This is a genomic window from Streptomyces sp. NPDC030245 (genome assembly GCF_055572995.1).
In genome coordinates this window covers 115614-131292 of record NZ_JBVICF010000016.1, presented here as the reverse complement: position 1 = coordinate 131292, position 15679 = coordinate 115614, and the positions used below count along the sequence as shown (strand labels likewise).

General features: G+C 70.5%; 18 protein-coding genes. 17 read left to right on the top strand and 1 reads right to left on the bottom strand.

Annotation, left to right across the window (positions count from 1 at the left end; translation table 11 throughout):
* The first annotated feature begins 41 nt into the window (after positions 1–41).
* From rplS to ACZ4Z4_RS34580, 12 genes are all read left to right on the top strand, one after another.
* Positions 42–392, top strand: a complete 351-nt coding sequence (gene rplS / locus ACZ4Z4_RS34635) for a 50S ribosomal protein L19 (protein ID WP_150172712.1) — start codon at positions 42–44, stop codon at positions 390–392.
* A 45-nt stretch (positions 393–437) separates the two neighbouring features.
* Positions 438–1160: a signal peptidase I gene (gene lepB / locus ACZ4Z4_RS34630; RefSeq protein WP_468336537.1), complete on the top strand. Its 723-nt coding sequence runs from the start codon at positions 438–440 to the stop codon at positions 1158–1160.
* Positions 1153–2238: a signal peptidase I gene (gene lepB, locus ACZ4Z4_RS34625; protein ID WP_468336535.1), complete on the top strand. Its 1086-nt coding sequence runs from the start codon at positions 1153–1155 to the stop codon at positions 2236–2238. Before lepB (ACZ4Z4_RS34630) ends, lepB (ACZ4Z4_RS34625) begins: the two co-directional genes overlap by 8 nt.
* Positions 2123–3100 carry a signal peptidase I gene (gene lepB / locus ACZ4Z4_RS34620; protein ID WP_468336532.1) on the top strand — a complete coding sequence of 326 codons (978 nt, stop codon included), beginning with the start codon at positions 2123–2125 and terminating at the stop codon, positions 3098–3100. Before lepB (ACZ4Z4_RS34625) ends, lepB (ACZ4Z4_RS34620) begins: the two co-directional genes overlap by 116 nt.
* An 80-nt stretch (positions 3101–3180) precedes the next feature.
* Positions 3181–3933 carry a signal peptidase I gene (gene lepB, locus ACZ4Z4_RS34615; protein ID WP_468336530.1) on the top strand — a complete coding sequence of 251 codons (753 nt, stop codon included), beginning with the start codon at positions 3181–3183 and terminating at the stop codon, positions 3931–3933.
* The gene (locus ACZ4Z4_RS34610) at positions 3923–4435 is read left to right on the top strand and encodes an NUDIX hydrolase (RefSeq protein ID WP_468336527.1); all 513 of its coding nucleotides are present in this window, start codon (positions 3923–3925) and stop codon (positions 4433–4435) included. The genes lepB (ACZ4Z4_RS34615) and ACZ4Z4_RS34610 overlap by 11 nt, the downstream gene beginning before the upstream one ends.
* A 55-nt stretch (positions 4436–4490) precedes the next feature.
* The gene (locus ACZ4Z4_RS34605; RefSeq protein ID WP_005311352.1) at positions 4491–4799 is read left to right on the top strand and encodes a DUF2469 domain-containing protein; all 309 of its coding nucleotides are present in this window, start codon (positions 4491–4493) and stop codon (positions 4797–4799) included.
* Positions 4800–4898: 99 nt separating this feature from the next.
* Positions 4899–5306 (top strand): YraN family protein, encoded by a 408-nt coding sequence (locus tag ACZ4Z4_RS34600; RefSeq protein ID WP_468336524.1) that lies wholly within the window; start codon positions 4899–4901, stop codon positions 5304–5306.
* Positions 5306–6925: a YifB family Mg chelatase-like AAA ATPase gene (locus tag ACZ4Z4_RS34595; protein ID WP_468336521.1), complete on the top strand. Its 1620-nt coding sequence runs from the start codon at positions 5306–5308 to the stop codon at positions 6923–6925. The genes ACZ4Z4_RS34600 and ACZ4Z4_RS34595 overlap by 1 nt, the downstream gene beginning before the upstream one ends.
* Entirely contained in the window at positions 6922–8088 is a 1167-nt protein-coding gene (dprA, locus tag ACZ4Z4_RS34590) for a DNA-processing protein DprA (RefSeq protein WP_468336518.1), read from the top strand. The genes ACZ4Z4_RS34595 and dprA overlap by 4 nt, the downstream gene beginning before the upstream one ends.
* A gap of 362 nt (positions 8089–8450) precedes the next feature.
* Positions 8451–9293 carry an RNA polymerase sigma factor WhiG gene (gene whiG / locus ACZ4Z4_RS34585; protein ID WP_362994207.1) on the top strand — a complete coding sequence of 281 codons (843 nt, stop codon included), beginning with the start codon at positions 8451–8453 and terminating at the stop codon, positions 9291–9293.
* A 104-nt stretch (positions 9294–9397) separates the two neighbouring features.
* The gene (locus ACZ4Z4_RS34580) at positions 9398–9955 is read left to right on the top strand and encodes a TetR/AcrR family transcriptional regulator (RefSeq protein ID WP_362994267.1); all 558 of its coding nucleotides are present in this window, start codon (positions 9398–9400) and stop codon (positions 9953–9955) included.
* Here the strand turns inward: ACZ4Z4_RS34580 and ACZ4Z4_RS34575 are convergent.
* Positions 9909–10565, bottom strand: coding sequence for a M23 family metallopeptidase (locus tag ACZ4Z4_RS34575; RefSeq protein WP_468336515.1), 657 nt, complete (start codon positions 10563–10565; stop codon positions 9909–9911). The two genes, ACZ4Z4_RS34580 and ACZ4Z4_RS34575, sit on opposite strands and share 47 nt — an antisense overlap.
* A 371-nt stretch (positions 10566–10936) precedes the next feature.
* On the opposite strand from ACZ4Z4_RS34575, the gene rpsB reads away from it, so the two are divergent.
* The 5 genes from rpsB to ACZ4Z4_RS34550 all read left to right on the top strand — a co-directional run bounded on the left by rpsB (position 10937) and on the right by ACZ4Z4_RS34550 (position 15592).
* Positions 10937–11845, top strand: a complete 909-nt coding sequence (gene rpsB, locus ACZ4Z4_RS34570; RefSeq protein ID WP_468336512.1) for a 30S ribosomal protein S2 — start codon at positions 10937–10939, stop codon at positions 11843–11845.
* 101 nt (positions 11846–11946) lie between these two features.
* Positions 11947–12783: a translation elongation factor Ts gene (gene tsf, locus ACZ4Z4_RS34565; protein WP_150172735.1), complete on the top strand. Its 837-nt coding sequence runs from the start codon at positions 11947–11949 to the stop codon at positions 12781–12783.
* Positions 12784–12968: 185 nt separating this feature from the next.
* Positions 12969–13730, top strand: coding sequence for a UMP kinase (gene pyrH / locus ACZ4Z4_RS34560; RefSeq protein WP_362994202.1), 762 nt, complete (start codon positions 12969–12971; stop codon positions 13728–13730).
* Positions 13731–13887: 157 nt separating this feature from the next.
* Positions 13888–14445: a ribosome recycling factor gene (frr, locus tag ACZ4Z4_RS34555; protein ID WP_398308653.1), complete on the top strand. Its 558-nt coding sequence runs from the start codon at positions 13888–13890 to the stop codon at positions 14443–14445.
* Positions 14446–14482: 37 nt separating this feature from the next.
* Positions 14483–15592 (top strand): phosphatidate cytidylyltransferase, encoded by a 1110-nt coding sequence (locus tag ACZ4Z4_RS34550; RefSeq protein WP_468336509.1) that lies wholly within the window; start codon positions 14483–14485, stop codon positions 15590–15592.
* Positions 15593–15679: the final 87 nt, after the last annotated feature.

Below are 15679 nucleotides of genomic sequence, written 5' to 3'. Positions count from 1 at the left end.
CCGCTGATGACCTGTGGCATCAGTGAAGAAAGCAGACGATCATGGCTAACCTGCTCGACTCCGTCGACAGCGCGTCGCTGCGCAGCGACATCCCGGCCTTCCGCCCGGGTGACACCGTCAACGTCCACGTCCGCGTCATCGAGGGCAACCGCTCCCGTGTGCAGCAGTTCAAGGGCGTAGTCATCCGCCGCCAGGGTGCCGGCGTGCGCGAGACCTTCACGGTCCGCAAGGTCTCCTTCTCCGTGGGCGTCGAGCGCACCTTCCCGGTGCACACCCCGATCGTCGAGAAGATCGAGCTCATCACCCGCGGTGACGTGCGTCGCGCGAAGCTGTACTACCTCCGTGACCTGCGCGGCAAGGCCGCGAAGATCAAGGAGAAGCGCGAGAGCTGAGCTCCCGCGCGGGTCCGCGGCGGGGCCGGATAGCATCTGGCCCCGATGGACACCGAAGCACAGCACACGGAGCGCGACCGCTCCTCCACACCCTCCGATTCCGGAGACGTCCCGCACGTCGCCGAAGCATCCGAGGAGACGGAGGAACGGTCGCGCTCCGTTTTTGCGTCATTCGTCGAGTGGCTGCCGGGCGGCCGGCTCACGCTGACGTTCCTGCTGTGCGCGGCAGCCCTCCTCCTGGTCAGCACCTTCGTCGTGCAGCCCTTCCAGATCCCGAGCGGCTCCATGCAGCCCGCGTTCCGCTCCGGGGACCGGGTGCTCGTCAACAAGTTGGCGTACCGTTTCGGTTCCGAGCCGCAGCGGGGTGACGCGGTCGTCTTCGACGGCAGCGGTTACTTCGGAGATGCCGACTACATCAAGCGGGTCGTGGGCACCGGGGGAGACCGGGTGGTCTGCTGCGACAAGCGGGGGAGGATCAAGGTGAACGGCGAGCCCGTCGACGAGCCGTACCTGTACCCCGGGGACGCCGCCTCCAAGGTGCCCTTCGACGTCGTCGTCCCCGAGGACAGCCTCTTCCTCCTCGGCGACCACCGCAGTGACTCCCGTGACTCCCGCGACCACCTCGGGCAGCCCGGCGGCGGCATGATCCCCGTCGACGCGGTCATCGGCAGGGCCGACTGGATCGTCTGGCCGATCGGCCGCTGGGCGTCCCTGAAGCGCCCCGACAGCTACGCGCGCGTGCCCGCACCCGGCGGCGCGCATGGGTAGCCGCGGGCGGACACGGGCCGCCGGCCACCACGCCGACACCAGGCTCCCCACCGGGTCCCGGCCGACCGAAGGGCCCGTACTGCCGGGCCGGGCGGAGCGGCGGAAGCTCGCGAAGAAGGTCAAGCGGCGCAGACAGCGTTCGGCCATCAAGGAGATACCCCTCCTCATAGGCGTGGCGCTGCTGATAGCCCTCGTCCTGAAGACGTTCCTGGTGCAGGCCTTCGTCATCCCGTCCGGCTCCATGGAGCAGACCATCCGGATCGGCGACCGGGTCCTGGTCGACAAGCTCACCCCCTGGTTCGGCTCGAAGCCGGAGCGCGGCGAAGTCGTCGTCTTCAAGGACCCCGGAAACTGGCTGGAAGAGGAACAGGGCAAGAAGAAGGACGACCCGGTGGTCGTCAAGCAGGTCAAGGAAGGGCTGACCCAGATCGGGCTGCTGCCCTCCGACAGCGAGCGGGACCTGATCAAGCGGGTGGTCGGCGTCGGCGGCGACACCGTGAAGTGCTGTGACAAGAACGACAAGGTGACGGTCAACGGGATGCCGTTGGACGAGCCGTACATCCACCCGGGGGACAAGCCGTCGGCCTTCGAGTTCGAGGTGAAGGTCCCCGAAGGACGCCTCTTCATGATGGGCGACCACCGGAGCGACTCCGCCGACTCGCGTTTCCACCGCTCCGAGAAGTTCAGCGGCACCATCTCCGAGGACGAGGTGGTCGGACGCGCCGTCGTCATCGCCTGGCCCTTCGGCCATTGGCGCAAACTGGAGAAGCCGGAGACATATGCGTCGGTTCCCGACGCGCGTGCGGGATCGGACAGGGCCACAGGAGCGTCGCATAGGGTGGCCCCCGGCGATCGATACGGATTGATCCGGCTCCCGACCCCTGCGGAACTCCCGCTCGTTATGGGAGTGGTGGGCCTGCATCGCATCTGGGGCAGGCGGCGGCACGGACTGAGGAGTGGATGTGGGGGATTTGGCGGTCGGCGCACGATCCGGACACGAGGGGCCCGAAGAGCGGCCGGGACGATCCGACGAGCCGGGCGTCGACGCCGTCGCGGACGGTGCGGCCCCTGGGAATGACGCCGTCGACGGCGGCGGCGACGGCGGTGAGGGGGCGACGAGCGGACAGGGCACCAAGCAGCCGAAGAAGCCCCGCTCCTTCTGGAAGGAGCTGCCGCTCCTCATCGGCATCGCGCTGGTCCTGGCGCTGCTCATCAAGACCTTCCTGGTCCAGGCGTTCTCGATCCCCTCGGACTCGATGCAGAACACGCTGCAGCAAGGGGACCGCGTTCTCGTCGACAAGCTGACGCCGTGGTTCGGCTCCGAGCCCGAGCGCGGCGAGGTCGTCGTCTTCAGGGACCCCGGCCACTGGCTGGACGGCGAGCCCACCCCCGACCCGAACGCGATCCAGCGGGTCCTCGGCTGGGTCGGCCTGATGCCCTCCGCCGACGAGAAGGACCTCATCAAGCGCGTCATCGCGGTCGGCGGCGACACCGTGGAGTGCAAGGGCACAGGCCCGGTGAAGGTCAACGGCAAGGCGCTGAACGAGCCGTACGTCTTCGCGGGCAACACCCCGTGCAGCGTCGACGACCAGGGCGGCCAGTTCAAGAAGACCGTGCCCAAGGGCAAAATCTGGGTCATGGGTGACCACCGGCAGAACTCGCTGGACTCCCGCTACCACCAGAACCAGCCCGGCGGCGGCGCCGTCCCCGTGGACAATGTCGTGGGCCGCGCCATCGTCATCGCCTGGCCGCCCACCCGCTGGGCCACGCTGCCCAAGCCCGACACCTTCGACCAGCCGGGCATCAACGCGCTCGCCGGTGCGGCGCCGGGCGCCCTCGGACTCGCGGGTGCCGTGCCGCTCGTGCTGTGGCGCCGACGGCGGCTCACGGTGGCCGCAGCCCGGGCCGCGAGGGTTTCTGGCGGCAGTACCGCCGGGTAGGGTGCCGTCCCAGATCGCTGATCTTCCGCCGTCCGTACGCACGGGCGGCGGGGTCGTCTCCGAGACGGGGGAGCACTGGGATGAGCAGGACGCAACGCACGGACGAGGGCCGCGGACGGCTCGGCAGCACGCTGTCGGGCACCGCCGTGGCCCTCGGCTGTGTGCTCTTCCTCGGCGGCTTCGTCTGGGGCGCCGTCCTGTACCAGCCGTACACCGTCCCCACCGGCTCGATGGCGCCGACCATCGGCTCGGGCGACCGCGTGCTCGCACAGCGCATCGACGGCGACGAGGTGCGCCGCGGTGACGTCGTCGTCTTCAAGCAGAAGAGCTGGGGCGACCTGCCGATGGTCAAGCGTGTCGTCGGCATAGGAGGCGACCGGATCGCCTGCTGCGAGAACGGCAAGCTGACCGTCAACGGCAAGGAGATCGCAGAACCGTATCTCCCCAAGGACAAGTTCGCCGCCTCCGGCATCCCCACCACGACGGTTCCCAAGGGCCGCCTGTTCCTGCTCGGCGACGAGCGCAGCGGCTCCCTGGACTCCACCGTCCACCTGGACGACGGGCAGAACGGGTCGGTGCCGCGCGACGCCGTGCAGGCGCGGGTCGACGCGGTGGCCTGGCCGACGGACAGGTACGGCATGCTGGCACGGCCCGAGGGCTTCGCGGACCTGCCGGGCGGCATCTCGGAGCCCGGACCGCTGCGCATGCTGGTGATCGCCGTCGTGGCAGGCATGGTCCTCGTCCTGGGCGGCGCGGCGTACGGGCCGGTGGCCAGGCTCATGGGCCGCCGACGCGGCAGCGACAGTGCTCGGGAGGCCGCGAGTGTCGGCTGAGGCGCCGTCCCTGTCGGGGCGGCCGCCGCGCCGGGTGGCGCGGGTGGTCCTGCTCGATCCGGACGACCGCATCCTGCTGCTCCACGGCCATGAGCCCGGAGATCCGGCGGACGACTGGTGGTTCACGCCGGGCGGCGGGGTCGAGGGCGACGAGACGCGGGAGCAGGCGGCGCTGCGCGAGCTGCGGGAGGAGACCGGCATCACGGCCGTCGAGCTCGGCCCGGTGCTGTGGCGGCGCCTGTGCTCGTTCCCGTTCGCCGGGCGGCGCTGGGACCAGGACGAGTGGTACTACCTGGCGCGTACGTCGCAGACCGCGACCGTCGCCGAGGGCCTCACGGAGCTGGAAAGGCGCAGTGTCGCCGGAGCACGTTGGTGGACGTGCCGTGAACTGACCGAGGCGCATGAGACGGTGTACCCGACCAGACTCGCCGGGCTGTTGCGCAGACTGCTCGACGAGGGGCCCCCGGACAGGCCCGAGATCCTCGACACGGAAATCGTGTAGGGGCTCGCGGGGCTGACGCACAATAGGGGGACGCACGGCTGAAGGGGAACATGCCATGAGCGCCGAGGACCTCGAGAAGTACGAGACCGAGATGGAGCTGAAGCTCTACCGGGAGTACCGCGACGTCGTCGGTCTGTTCAAATACGTGATCGAGACCGAGCGGCGTTTCTACCTCACCAATGACTACGAGATGCAGGTGCACTCGGTCCAGGGCGAGGTCTTCTTCGAGGTGTCCATGGCGGACGCCTGGGTGTGGGACATGTACCGGCCGGCTCGGTTCGTGAAGCAGGTGCGGGTCCTCACGTTCAAAGACGTGAACATCGAGGAGCTCAACAAGAGCGATCTCGAACTGCCGGGCAGCTGAGGCGCCACGGCCGGTGCGGCACGGTTCACTCGCGGGGGTGGCGGAGTTCTCCACAATCGCCGGGTTGTGCACCAAGATCCAATAGGTGCGGCCTGATCCGTGACCGTGGGTGCCGGAGGTGGTGCCGACATGAACGCACGGAAGGCAATCGGCAGGTACGGCGAAGATCTGGCCGCGCGGCGGCTGGTCGAGTCAGGGATGACGGTCCTGGAGCGCAACTGGCGCGCGGGCAGGACCGGTGAGATCGACATCGTGGCCATGGACGGCGACGCCCTCGTCGTCTGCGAGGTCAAGACGCGCAGGGCGGGCCGGCCCGGCTCCACGCCGTTCGAGCATCCGATGGCGGCCGTGGACCGGATCAAGGCGGAGCGACTGCGCAGGCTCGCCGAGCGCTGGATCGAGGAGCGCGGCGGCCCACCACCCGGCGGAGTCCGCATCGATCTGGTCGGTGTGCTGATCCCACAGCGCGGCGTTCCCGTGGTCGAGCACGCGCGGGGGGTGGCCTGATGGGCTTCGCGCGTACGTGTTCGGTGGCGCTGGTCGGCGTCGAGGGCGTGGTCGTCGAGGTGCAGGCCGATCTGGAGCCGGGGGTCGCGGCGTTCACGCTGGTGGGCCTGCCGGACAAGAGCCTCACCGAGAGCCGAGACCGGGTCCGGGCGGCTGTGGTCAACTCGGGCGGGGAGTGGCCCCAGAAGAAGCTCACGGTCGGACTGAGCCCGGCGTCGGTGCCGAAGTGCGGCAGCGGATTCGATCTGGCTGTCGCTTGTGCGGTCCTCGGGGCGGCCGAGCGGATCGACCCGAGGGTCCTCGCCGACATCGTGATGATCGGTGAGCTCGGGCTCGACGGCCGGGTGCGACCGGTCCTCGGGGTGCTGCCCGCGGTCCTCGCGGCGGCCGACGCGGGGTATGAGCAGGTGGTCGTGCCGGAGTGCACGGCGGCCGAGGCCTCGCTGGTCCCGGGCGTCTCGGTCCTCGGAGTGCGCAGCCTGCGACAGCTCATCGCGGTGCTGACCGACGAGCCCGTGCCGGAGGAGGAGCCGGACGAGCCGGGGCGGCCCGACCCGCTGCTCGCGGGGCTCTGCGTGCCCGGCACCGGCGTCGGCACGGGCCTCGGCGGCCCCCTGGACGACACCCACGGCCTGGACCTGGCCGACGTCGTCGGACAGGCGGCGGCGAGAACCGCCGTCGAGGTGGCCGCGGCAGGCGCCCACCACCTCTTCCTGCAAGGCCCGCCGGGCGCGGGTAAGACCATGCTCGCGGAGCGGCTGCCCGCCGTCCTGCCCCCGCTGACCAGGGAGGAGTCCCTGGAGGTCACGGCGGTCCACTCGGTGGCGGGCATGCTGCCCCCGGGCAGGCCCCTGGTGGACACCGCGCCGTACTGCGCGCCCCACCACTCCGCGACCATGCAGTCCCTCGTGGGCGGCGGCAAGGGCATCGCACGGCCGGGCGCGGTCTCCCTCGCCCACCGCGGAGTGCTTTTTCTCGACGAGGCGCCGGAGTTCAGCAGCCAGACACTGGACTCCTTGCGGCAGCCCCTCGAATCGGGGCACGTGGTGATCGCCCGCAGTGCGGGGGTGGTGCGGCTCCCGGCGAGGTTCCTGATGGTGCTCGCGGCCAACCCCTGTCCCTGCGGTCGGCACACCTTGCTGGGCGACGGCTGCGAATGCCCGGCGTCCGTCATCCGCCGCTATCAGGCCCGCCTCTCGGGCCCGCTGCTCGACCGGGTCGACCTGAAGGTCCAGGTGGAACCCGTCACCCGGTCCGAACTTGCCGGGTACGGCACACGCGGGGAGTCCACGCGGACCGTCGCCGACCGGGTGCGCACCGCCCGGGAGAGGGCGGCCGCCAGGCTGGCGGGCACCGGGTGGCGCACCAACAGCGAGGTCCCCGGGCACGCGCTGCGCACCCGCTGGCCCGCCGCCCTCGGCGCGCTGGACGCGGCCGAAGGGGATCTGGAGCGGGGCTTCCTGACCGCCCGTGGCCTGGACCGCGTCCTGCGCGTGGCCTGGACCGTCGCGGACCTGGCGGGCCACGACCGGCCCCTCGCCCAGGACGTCGCCCTGGCGCTGCAACTGCGCACGGGCATCTCCCGCGGCGTGCCGACGGCGATCGGGGCGCCGGCGTGACGGCCGGCCCGCCCCCGGAGGGGGAGCGGCTCGCCAGGGTCGCCCTGACCAGGGTGCTGGAGCCGGGGGACGCCGTCGGTGGGCGGTGGCTGCGCGAGGTCGGGGCCGGGGAGGTGCTGCGGCGGCTCGGCGGAGGGGATGAGCGGGAGCGGTTGCCGGGGGCGACCCGGCGGCGGTGGGAGGGACTGCGGGCGCGGGCGGCCAGGGTGCGGCCGGAGCGGGATCTGGAGGTGGTGCGGGAGGCCGGGGGCAGGTTCGTGTGTCCGGGCGACGCGGAGTGGCCGGTGACTCTGGACGATCTGGGCGACGCGCGCCCGCTCGGGCTCTGGGTGCGGGGGCGGCCGTCCCTGCGGATATGGGCGCTGCGGTCGGTGGCGGTGGTCGGCGCGCGGGCCTGCACGGAGTACGGCGCGCACATGGCGGCCGGCCTCGCCGCGGGGCTCGCGGAGCGCGGCTGGGTCGTGATCTCCGGAGGGGCGTACGGCGTGGACGGCGCCGCACACCGAGGGGCGCTCGGGGCCGGCGGTGCAACCGTGGCCGTGCTCGCCTGCGGGGTCGACCGGCCCTATCCACGTGGGCACGCCGAGCTGATCGGGCGGATCGCGGAACAGGGCCTCGTCATCGGCGAGTTGCCGCCGGGCGATCATCCGACGCCCAGCCGGTTCATCCTGCGGAACAGGGTGATCGCGGCGCTGACCCGCGGGACCGTGGTGGTCGAGGCCGCCCACCGCAGCGGCGCGCTCGCCACGGCCCGCAGCGCCCAGGAGTTGGGGCGCTTCACCATGGGGGTGCCCGGGCCCGCGACCAGCGGTCTCTCGGCCGGTGTGCACGAACTGCTGAGGGGTGACGGCGTCCTCGTCACCGATGCCGCCGAAGTCGTCGAACTGGTCGGGGACATGGGGGAGCTCGCGCCGGCCCGCCGAGGGCCCGTCGTGCCGCGTGACCTGCTCGCTTCCGGGGTGCGGCGCGTTCTGGCCGCGCTGCCCGCGCGGGGGTGCGCCGGGGCGCGGGACGTGGCGCTCGGCGCCGGGACGACCGAGGACGACGCGATCGGGCGACTGTACGAGCTTCAGTCGTTGGGGTTCGTCGAACGACACGGCGATGGCTGGCAGTTGACACGCCAGGCGTTTGAGTCGGTCGTCCCCGATGGAGGTGAATCGTGACCGAGCGTGTTCCGCCGGACGGATGACCCCCGACGACCTTGGGAATTCGCGGAGTTGGCGCGTCGACGCCGTCACGCAGCGCGACGAATCCGACTCCCAGAGGTGTCCAGCGGAACGTATCTGCGCACGCGCGATCCCCTACTCTTCGCTCACTGCGACACTTCAGTCACGCTACGCTCACAAGGATTCCGACACGGACAGGCAACCAGACGGACGAACTCATTCATTCCACGCACGCACTCCAACGCTCCGGCGCGAGCGCCACCGGCGATCCCACCGGCTCGCACGACCTCCCCGACGCACGCGACCTCCCCGGCTCGCACGACCTCACCAGTTCACGGCAGAACGGCTCAAGGCGACGAATGCCCCAGCACACCTCAGGGTCCGACCGGGCAGCGGTTCCCCCCGCCGCCCGTAGCGGCGAGCAGGAGCGGCCCCCCGCGCCCTCGTCGCTGGACGAGTTGTGGCGGTCGTACAAGGAGACGGGCGACGGACGGCTGCGGGAGCAGCTGATCCTGCACTACTCGCCGCTGGTGAAGTATGTAGCGGGCCGGGTCAGCGTGGGCCTGCCGCCCAACGTCGAGCAGGCCGACTTCGTCTCGTCCGGGGTCTTCGGGCTCATCGACGCGATCGAGAAGTTCGACATCGAGCGGTCCATCAAGTTCGAGACCTACGCCATCACGCGCATCCGCGGGGCGATGATCGACGAGCTGCGGGCGCTCGACTGGATCCCCCGGTCGGTGCGGCAGAAGGCGCGCAACGTCGAGCGGGCCTACGCCACGCTGGAGGCGCAGCTGCGGCGCACCCCCTCGGAGGGCGAGGTCGCCGCGGAGATGGGGATCGCGCTGGAGGAACTGCACGCGGTTTTCAGCCAGTTGTCGCTGGCGAACGTGGTGGCGCTCGAAGAGCTGCTGCACGTGGGAGGCGACGGCGGCGACCGGCTCAGCTTGATGGACACGCTTGAGGACCACGCGGCCGACAATCCCGTGGAGGTCGCGGAGGACCGGGAGCTGCGCAGGCTGCTGGCGCGGGCGATCAACACGCTCCCGGAGCGCGAGAAGACCGTCGTCACGCTCTACTACTACGAGGGCCTCACGCTCGCCGAGATCGGCAACGTACTCGGTGTGACGGAGAGCCGCGTGAGCCAGATCCACACGAAGTCCGTGCTCCAGCTGCGGGCGAAGCTGGCGAGTTTTGGACGCTGAGGGCGCTGAATCGTCCCTGCCCGGCGGCGCGAGCGCGGCAGCCGCTCCCGTGCGCGGCGTCCCGTCCGTAAAGTGGAGCTGTGCCAAGGATTCGAGCGGCCTCAGTGGCCGAGCACCGGTCGATGCAGCGCGGCGCCCTGCTGGACGCCGCGCGGTCCCTGCTGTCCGAAGGCGGTACGGAGGCGCTGACCTTCCCCGCACTCGCCGAGCGCACCGGGCTCGCCCGGTCCTCCGTGTACGAGTACTTCAGGTCGCGGGCGGCCGTGGTGGAAGAGCTGTGCGAGGTCGACTTCCCCGTCTGGGCGGCCGAGGTCTCGGCGGCGATGGAGGGCGCGGAGTCCGCCGAGGGCAAGGTCGAGGCGTACGTGCGGCGGCAGCTGGCCCTGGTGGGGGACCGGCGGCACCGGGCCGTGGTCGCCATCTCCGCGAGTGAGCTCGACGCGGGGGCGCGCGAGAAGATCCGCGCCGCGCACGGCGGTCTCATCGCGATGATCGTCGAGGCGCTCGACGAGCTGGGCCACGAGCAGCCCCGGATGGCGGCGATGCTGTTGCAGGGCATTGTCGACGCCGCGGTGCGGCGCATTGAGCTCGGGGCGGCCGAGCGGCCCGACGCCATCACCGAAGCGGCCGTGGCCATGGCGCTGCGAGGGGTCCGGGGCTGACCCCTCCTCCGTACGGACCCCTCGGCGGAGGCCACGGCGGAAGCGGTCCGTGCGCGGGAAGCAGCCGCGCGGGGCCGGGGCGCAGCAGCCACGGCGGGAGCAGCGCCATGGGGTTCAGATAGGTCTCGGCCCTGCGCAGGCCCCAGTGCAGGCAGCTCGCCGGGCAGTGGCCCGTCGGGGGCTCCAGGAAGCCGAGCGGGGCGCCCGCCGTGACCTTGTCGCCCTTCTTCAGGGTCGTCCGCACCGGTTCGTACGTCGTGCGCAGGGGCGGGTCCCCGCTGCCGGTCAGCTCCACCGCGACCACGCCGCGCCCCGCCACCCGGCCCGCGAACGAGACGCGGCCCCGGGCCACCGCCCGCACCGCGGAGCCCACGGGGGCGGCGAGATCCACACCCCGGTGACCCGCGCCGTAGTCGGTGGCGGGAGGAGCCCAGCCGCGCACGACCGGCGGGCGGGCGCCCACCGGCCACGTCGTCGCCACCGCGGGAACAGGAGCGGGGACGGGAGTGGGGACGGCGACGGGGGCGGGAGTGAAGGGTGACGGGGGCAGGACGGTCGCGAGCAGGGCCGCCAAGGTCGGCAGCAACAGTTCCAGGCGCAGGTGAGACATGTGAGAACCGTCCCTCGCCGGGCGGATCCGCGGGGATCATGGACCGGATCTGTGGACGGCCGACCGGTTGTGGAGAACGCCGTCACCCGAACGAGGTCGGCGCCCGTCTCCCGGCCGAGGCCGACGGCGTCACCGACCCGGCACATACGGCCTCGCCGGTCAGAGGCGGTGGCGTCACCTGCCGCCCCGCGGGTCCCGTACACTTCTTGTGGCGATCCGGGTCACCGGGTCGACTTCGCACGCCCCGACACCAGGTCTGAAAAGCCGGTGTCAGCGCCCCTCGGTCCCTCGTGGGCAAGGCGCACCGGGGCGTCAGGCGCGAGTGCCGTCCGGCACCCGCGGCACAACCGAGAATCTCAAGGAGAACGGCCATGGCCGTCGTCACGATGCGGGAGCTGCTGGAAAGCGGCGTCCACTTCGGTCACCAGACCCGTCGCTGGAACCCGAAGATGAAGCGCTTCATCTTCACCGAGCGCAACGGCATCTACATCATCGACCTGCTCCAGTCGCTGTCGTACATCGACCGCGCCTACGAGTTCGTCAAGGAGACCGTCGCCCACGGCGGCACGGTCATGTTCGTCGGCACGAAGAAGCAGGCGCAGGAGGCCATCGCGGAGCAGGCCACCCGCGTCGGCATGCCCTACGTGAACCAGCGCTGGCTGGGCGGCATGCTCACCAACTTCTCGACGGTCTACAAGCGTCTGCAGCGCCTCAAGGAGCTCGAGCAGATCGACTTCGAGGACGTCGCCGCCTCCGGTCTGACCAAGAAGGAGCTTCTCGTGCTCTCGCGCGAGAAGGCCAAGCTGGAGAAGACCCTCGGTGGTATCCGCGAGATGCAGAAGGTGCCCAGCGCCGTCTGGATCGTGGACACCAAGAAGGAGCACATCGCGGTCGGCGAGGCCCGGAAGCTCAACATCCCGGTCGTCGCCATCCTCGACACCAACTGCGACCCCGACGAGGTCGACTACAAGATCCCGGGCAACGACGACGCGATCCGCTCCGTCACCCTGCTCACCCGCGTGATCGCCGACGCCGTCGCCGAGGGCCTCATCGCCCGCTCCGGCGTTGCCGCCGGTGACTCGAAGCCGGGCGAGAAGGCCCAGGGCGAGCCGCTCGCCGAGTGGGAGCGCGACCTGCTCGAGGGCGAGAAGAAGGCTGACTCCGAGGAGGCCGCCGAGGCCCCCAAGGCCGAGGAGAAGCCGGCTGAGGCCGCCGCCGACGCCCCGGCCGCCGAGGCTCCCGCCGCGGACGCCCCGGCCGCGGACGCCGAGCAGGCCTGACCTCACAGGTTCGGTAGTTGACGGCGGGGGCCCGGTCGGCCCCCGCCGTTCACCCGTAGACCTCCGTAGATCTTTCAGACTTCGAGAGAGAATTTTCGATCATGGCGAACTACACCGCCGCCGACGTCAAGAAGCTCCGTGAGCTCACGGGCGCCGGCATGATGGACTGCAAGAAGGCGCTCGACGAGGCCGAGGGCGACGTCGACAAGGCCGTCGAGGCGCTCCGCATCAAGGGCCAGAAGGGCGTCGCCAAGCGCGAGGGCCGCTCCGCCGAGAACGGCGCCGTGGTCTCCCTCATCGCCGACGACAACACCTCCGGTGTCATCGTCGAGCTGAAGTGCGAGACGGACTTCGTCGCCAAGGGTGACAAGTTCCAGGCCGTGGCGAACAACCTCGCCGCCCACATCGCCAAGACCTCCCCGGCCGACATCGAGGCGCTGCTCGCCTCCGAGATCGAGGCCGGCAAGACCGTCCAGGCGTACGTCGACGAGGCCAACGCCAACCTCGGCGAGAAGATCGTCCTGGACCGCTTCGCGCAGTTCTCGGGCGCCTACGTCTCCGCGTACATGCACCGCACGATGCCCGACCTGCCCCCGCAGATCGGTGTCCTCGTCGAGCTGGACAAGGCCGACGCCGACGTCGCCAAGGGCATCGCCCAGCACATCGCCGCCTTCGCGCCGAAGTACCTCTCCCGTGAGGACGTCCCGGCCGAGGTCGTCGAGACCGAGCGTCGCGTCGCCGAGGAGACCACCCGCGCCGAGGGCAAGCCCGAGGCCGCCCTCCCGAAGATCGTCGAGGGTCGCGTCAACGGCTTCTTCAAGGAGGCCACCCTCCTCGGCCAGCCGTACGCGCTGGACAACAAGAAGTCGGTCGAGAAGGTTCTCGCCGAGGCCGGTGTCACCCTGAAGCGCTTCTCGCGCATCAAGGTCGGCATCTGAGTCCGTACCGCGATCGACGGTAGACCCCGCTAGGGTCGACAGCGGTCGCCCGCGCACGGTCCTCGTGCGCGACGTACGACCGCAGGATCTGACGAGGAGGCCACTGCCGAGCATGGGATGCGAACGACACCCCACCGGCAGTGGCCTTCTTCGTATGTGTGCCTAGTAAGAGAAGCGAGAACCACATGACCACCAAGGCCGACTCGAAGAGTGACGACGGCAAAGTCGCCGGACGCTTCCTGCTGAAGCTCTCCGGCGAGGCGTTCGCCGGTGGGGGCGGCCTCGGTGTCGACCCCGACGTGGTGCACGCCATCGCCCGCGAGATCGCGGCCGTCGTCCGTGACGGTGCCCAGATCGCCATCGTCATCGGCGGCGGCAACTTCTTCCGCGGCGCCGAGCTCCAGCAGCGCGGCATGGACCGGGCCCGCTCCGACTACATGGGCATGCTCGGTACCGTCATGAACTGTCTCGCGTTGCAGGACTTCCTGGAGAAGGAAGGCATCGACTGCCGCGTCCAGACCGCCATCACCATGGGGCAGGTCGCGGAGCCGTACATCCCGCTGCGGGCCGTGCGGCACCTGGAGAAGGGCCGTGTGGTCATCTTCGGTGCGGGCATGGGCATGCCGTACTTCTCCACCGACACCACCGCCGCGCAGCGTGCCCTGGAGATCGACGCCGAGGCGCTGCTCATGGGGAAGAACGGCGTGGACGGGGTCTACGACTCCGACCCGAAGACCAACCCCGACGCGGTGAAGTTCGACTCCCTCGGCTACGGCGAGGTCATCACGGCCGACCTGAAGGTCGCCGACATGACGGCGATCACGCTGTGCCGGGACAACAAGCTGCCCATCCTGGTCTTCGAGCTGCTCTCCGAGGGCAATATCGCCCGGGCCGTCAAGGGTGAGAAGATCGGCACACTCGTGGGCGACCAGGGAAACCGGGCCTGACCCGAGGGACCTGGGCCAGTCTCAAGGGACGCGCGCGAGACGTCACTTGAGAGGGATGGACAAAGCCCTGCCGGTCGGACACCGTGCAGGAAAGAGACGCGACGCAGCCGGCCGCCCCGTGCTAGCCGGGCCACTCAAAGACACGCAGGAGCAAGTGGTGATCGAAGAGACCCTCCTCGAGGCCGAGGAGAAGATGGAGAAGGCCGTCGTGGTCGCCAAGGAGGACTTCGCCGCGATCCGCACCGGCCGTGCGCACCCGGCGATGTTCAACAAGATCGTGGCTGACTACTACGGCGCGCTGACGCCGATCAACCAGCTGGCCTCGTTCTCGGTGCCCGAGCCGCGGATGGCCGTGGTGACCCCGTTCGACAAGAGCGCGCTGCGCAACATCGAGCAGGCGATCCGGGACTCGGACCTCGGCGTCAACCCGAGCAACGACGGCAACATCATTCGGGTGACCTTCCCGGAGCTCACCCAGGACCGCCGCAAGGAGTTCATCAAGGTCGCCAAGACCAAGGCCGAGGACTCCAAGATCTCGATCCGGTCGATCCGCCGCAAGGCCAAGGAGGCCTTCGACAAGGCGATCAAGGACGGCGACATCGGTGAGGACGAGGGCCGTCGTGCCGAGAAGGACCTCGACGACCTCACGTCGAAGTACGCCACCCAGGTGGACGAGCTGCTCAAGCACAAGGAAGCCGAGCTGCTCGAAGTCTGAGCCGAGGCTCGAGTCCGAGGAATCAGGAAACCGATCCGTGAACGACTCTTCCTGGGAGGCGCCGCCCAGAGCCGGGTATTGGGGGCCGCCCGACCAGGGGCCTGGTCAGGGGGCGACCCCGCCAGGTCCCGCGTACGATGCGCAGGACGCGCTGTTTCCATCTGAGACGCAGCCCATGCCCATCGTGCCCGACGTACCCGTGAACGGCGGAGACCAGGACGACGACCGGGGGGCCACTCGGATGGGCGGCCCCCTGTTCCGTGACGAGCCTCCGCAGGAGCCCATGCCCAGCGCACCACAGCCGCAGCCCGCCCCGGCGCCACCGCAGAAGAAGAGCGCGGGCCGGGATCTCGGGGCGGCCATAGGGGTGGGCGTGGGCCTCGGCGCGGTGATCGTCGCGTCGCTGTTCATCGTGAAGGCCGTCTTCGTCGGCGTCATAGCGGTCGCCGTCGTGGTGGGCCTGTGGGAGCTGACCTCCCGCCTGGCGGAGCGCAAGGGCATCAAGGCGCCGCTCGTACCGCTCGCGGTGGGCGGCGCGGCGATGGTCGTCGCCGGGTACGTGCGCGGGCCGGAGGGCGCGTGGGTCGCGATGGCGCTCACCGCGCTCGCCGTGCTGGTCTGGCGGATGACCGAGCCGCCCGACGGCTATCTGAAGGACGTCACGGCGGGCGTCTTCGCCGCCTTCTACGTGCCCTTCCTCGCCACGTTCGTGGCGCTGATGCTGGCCGCGGACGACGGTCCGCGGCGGGTGCTCACCTTCCTGCTCCTGACGGTGGTCAGCGACACCGGTGCGTACGCGATCGGCTGGCGGTTCGGCAAGCGCAAGCTGGCGCCGCGCATCAGCCCCGGCAAGACCCGCGAGGGCCTGGTCGGCGCGGTCACCTTCGCGATGGCCGCGGGCGCGCTGTGTATGGAGTTCCTGATCGACGGCGGGAGCTGGTGGCAGGGGCTCCTGATCGGCCTCGCGGTCGCGGCGAGCGCCACGCTCGGCGACCTCGGCGAGTCGATGATCAAGCGGGACCTCGGCATCAAGGACATGGGCACGCTGCTGCCGGGGCACGGCGGCATCATGGACCGCTTGGATTCGCTGTTGCCGACGGCGCCGGTGGTCTGGCTGCTGCTCGTGGTCTTCGTCGGCTCCGGGTGACACCTGGGCTGACCTGCGTAGATGCGCGTGAGGGGTTCGTTGTCCACAGGGCGGCGAGCCCCTTGTCGTATGTCTGCGACACTGGAA